This is a genomic window from Mycobacterium sp. TH-M82 (assembly GCF_057473605.1).
Genome location: NZ_JBYCKY010000142.1, coordinates 1 through 3,145, shown reverse-complemented (window position 1 = coordinate 3,145; position 3,145 = coordinate 1). Strand labels below are relative to the sequence as shown.

General features: G+C 66.1%; 3 protein-coding genes. 1 reads left to right on the top strand and 2 read right to left on the bottom strand.

Annotated features, from left to right (window positions below; all coding sequences use genetic code 11):
* A partial coding sequence (locus AC2VON_RS04190; RefSeq protein WP_486951810.1) for a citrate synthase occupies positions 1-1,148 on the bottom strand: 1,148 nt, incomplete at its 3' end.
* A 265-nt stretch (positions 1,149-1,413) separates the two neighbouring features.
* Positions 1,414-2,070: a pyridoxamine 5'-phosphate oxidase gene (gene pdxH, locus AC2VON_RS04185; RefSeq protein ID WP_486951809.1), complete on the bottom strand. Its 657-nt coding sequence runs from the start codon at positions 2,068-2,070 to the stop codon at positions 1,414-1,416.
* A gap of 78 nt (positions 2,071-2,148) precedes the next feature.
* Between pdxH and AC2VON_RS04180 the strand changes: the two genes are divergently transcribed.
* A partial coding sequence (locus AC2VON_RS04180) for a citrate synthase 2 (protein ID WP_486951808.1) occupies positions 2,149-3,145 on the top strand: 997 nt, incomplete at its 3' end.

The following is a 3,145-nucleotide window of genomic DNA, read 5'->3' as shown; positions in this document are numbered from 1 at the left end:
GGCGGGAAGCCGATGGCGCGATAGATCAGGCCGGTGTAGAAGTCGACGTTCGGGTAGAGCTTGCGCTCGATGAAATAGTCGTCGGTCAGCGCCGCCTCTTCCAGCTCCACGGCGATGCCGAGCAACTCGTCGTCCCCGCCGAGCTTGCCGAGAATCTTGTCGGCCTGCTCTTTGACGATGCGGGCACGCGGATCGTAGTTCCGGTAGACCCGGTGGCCGAAACCCATGAGTTTGATGCCGTCTTCACGGTTTTTGACCTTGCGGACGAAATCGGTGACGTTGCCGTGTTCGTCGCGGACCCTTTCCAGCATCTCCAGCACCGCCTGGTTGGCGCCGCCGTGCAGCGGGCCCCACAGCGCGTTGATGCCACCGGAGACCGAGGTGAACAGGTTCGCCAGCGACGAGCCCACCAAACGCACCGTCGACGTGGAACAGTTCTGTTCGTGGTCGGCGTGCAGCACGAACAGCATGTCGAGCGCGCGGACCACCTCGGGGTCGACCTGGTAGGGCTCGGCGGGCAACCCGAACGTCATCCGCAGAAAGTTCTCCACCAGGGTCAGCGAGTTGTCCGGGTACAGGAACGGCTGGCCCTCCGACTTCTTGTAGGCATAGGCGGCGATGGTGGGCAGTTTGGCCAGCAGCCGGATCGTGGACAACTCGACCTGATCGCTGTCCATCGGGTCCAGAGAATCCGGGTAGTAGGCGGAGAGCGCGTTGACCACGCTGGACAGCACCGGCATCGGGTGAGTATTGCGCGGGAACCCGTCGAAGAACCGCTTCAGGTCTTCGTGCAGCATGGTGTGCCGCTGGATCTGCCGGGTGAACGTCGCCAGTTGGTCGTTGCTCGGCAGCTCGCCGTGGATCAATAGGTAGCTGACCTCGATGAATGTCGATTTCTCGGCGAGCTGCTCGATCGGGTAGCCGCGGTAGCGCAGGATTCCGTTGTCGCCGTCGATGTAGGTGATGGCGCTCTTGGTGGACGCGGTGTTGGCGAAACCGACGTCGAACGTGGTGTACCCGGTCTTGGTCAGCAGCGAGTTGAGCGCTATGCCGTCTGACCCCTCGGTGGCGTGGGCGATCTGCAGCTCTATCTCGCCTCCCGGGTACCGGAGGGTAGCGGTGTCGTCGGTTGCGGAGTTTTCAGCCACGAGTGTCCCTTTGCGCCCTTCGTCTCGTTGGTATGGATGCGTAACATCCGAAGGTAGCCGTTATCGGGGCAGCGTGCCCGAGGGGGGCGGCTATCTGTCATACACCGCCTGAGGTGCCGGCGATTCGGTGCCCGGTGAAGGCCGGCACCGCGATCTGCATCGACAGCGGCAGTGCCGAGAACACCGAACCGCAACTCCGGCGGTCCAGAGTTGGCAACAGTCAAGGCGTCGCAGTGAGGTGGCGTCGCCGAACAGCCTCACCGACTCAAGGCTGCAGGCGTTCGACATGACCCGAGGTGACGCGAATTCGGTTATGCAGCCGGTTCTCCCGGCCCTGCCAGAATTCGATAACGTCGGGCGCGATGAGGTATCCCCCCCAGTTGGGGGGCACCGGGACGGCCGCACATCCGGCGAAACGCCCAGCCATCTCGTCGAACCGGCTCAGCAATGCGTCACGTGAGGCGATCGGCTGTGACTGGTGCGACGCCCAGGTACCCAACTGGGAATTGCGCGGCCGCTTGATCCAGTAGTCCGCGGTGGTCGCTGCACTGACCTTGGCCACCGGGCCGCGGATGTGGAACTGCCGGCCCAGCTGGTACCACGGGAAAGTCGCCGACGCATAGGCCGTGACGGCCAGTTGGGCGCCCTTGGCCGAGTCGTAATTGGTGAAAAAGGTGATGCCGGCCTCGTCGAGGCTTTTGCACAGCACCGACCGGCTGACGGGTCTGCCCGATTCGACGGTGGCCAGCACCATGGCGTTGGGTTCGGCCACCCCGGCCCGTTCGGCATCGCCGATCCACCTGCGCAACAACGCATGCCAACCCCCAGCGAGCCAGCTTTCGTCGAGGTCGTCGCTGTGGTCTTTCTCCGACCGGTATTCCACTCGCATCGCCGCCAGCTGCTCGTTGTCCGGACCCACCACTGCGTCAACGCTACCGTCTCGGTCCCTGCCTTACCCACCGGTAGCCAGACGACGACGGCGGAGTGCAAGAATCTGGCTATGACTGTGGTCCCGGAGAACTTCGTAGCCGGTCTCGACGGTGTGGTGGCGTTCACCACCGAGATCGCCGAACCGGACAGGGACGGCGGCGCGCTGCGCTACCGCGGTGTCGACATCGAGGATCTGGTGGGCCGAATCACCTTCGGCGAGGCCTGGGCGCTGCTGGTCGACGGCACGTTCGGCCACGGGTTGCCGCCGGCCGAGCCGTTCCCGCTGCCGATTCACACCGGCGATGTCCGTGTCGATGTGCAGGCCGGACTAGCGATGCTGGCGCCGATCTGGGGCTACTTCCCGCTGCTCGACACCGATGACACCACCGCCCGCGATCAGCTGGCGCGCGCATCGGTGATGGCGCTGTCCTACGTCGCCCAGTCCGCGCGCGGCATTTACCAGCCCGCCGTGCCACAGCGGGTGATCGACGAGTGCGCCACGATCACCGAACGCTTCATGACCCGGTGGCAGGGCGAACCGGACCCGCGCCATGTCGAAGCCATCGACGCCTACTGGGTGTCGGCCGCCGAGCACGGCATGAACGCCTCCACGTTCACCGCCCGGGTGATCGCGTCGACCGGTGCCGACGTCGCCGCGGCGCTATCCGGTGCGATCGGCGCGATGAGCGGCCCGCTGCACGGCGGGGCACCGGCCCGGGTGCTCCCGATGATCGAGGACGTGGAACGCTCCGGCGACGCCCGCGCGACGGTCCGCGGCGTCCTGGACCGCGGCGAGAAGCTGATGGGCTTCGGGCATCGGGTGTACCGCGCCGAGGATCCGCGCGCCCGGGTGCTGCGGGCCACCGCCGAACGGCTGAAAGCACCCCGCCACGAGGTGGCCGTCGCGCTGGAGCAGGCGGCGCTGGCCGAATTGCGGGAGCGCCGGCCCGACCGGGCCATCGAGACCAATGTCGAGTTCTGGGCGGCGGTGATTCTGGACTTCGCCGGAGTGCCGCCCAAGATGATGCCGGCGATGTTCACCTGCGGACGTACGGCGGGCTGGTGCG